Source organism: Flavobacterium tructae (assembly GCF_002217475.1).
Lineage (GTDB): Bacteria > Bacteroidota > Bacteroidia > Flavobacteriales > Flavobacteriaceae > Flavobacterium > Flavobacterium tructae.
In genome coordinates this window covers 1-284 of record NZ_MUHH01000095.1, presented here as the reverse complement: position 1 = coordinate 284, position 284 = coordinate 1, and the positions used below count along the sequence as shown (strand labels likewise).

At 40.5% G+C, this 284-nt stretch carries 1 protein-coding gene; it reads left to right on the top strand.

Annotation, left to right across the window (positions count from 1 at the left end):
• A partial coding sequence (locus tag B0A80_RS20615; protein WP_317048203.1) for a nucleoside-diphosphate kinase occupies positions 1-251 on the top strand: 251 nt, incomplete at its 5' end.
• Positions 252-284: the final 33 nt, after the last annotated feature.

Below are 284 nucleotides of genomic sequence, written 5' to 3'. Positions count from 1 at the left end.
GACCTTTCTACGGAGAGTTAGTTGAATTCATGTCTCGCGGACCAATTGTTGCTGCAATTTTAGAAAAAGACAATGCAGTAGAAGATTTCAGAACTCTAATTGGAGCTACAAATCCAGCTGAAGCTGCTGAAGGAACTATCCGTAAAGCATACGCTACTTCAATCGGAGAAAACGCAGTACACGGTTCTGACAGCGACGAAAATGCAGCTATCGAAGGTGCATTCCACTTCGCAGGAAGAGAGCAATTCTAATATTTATTAGACTTTCTTAGATTTTTAGATGTT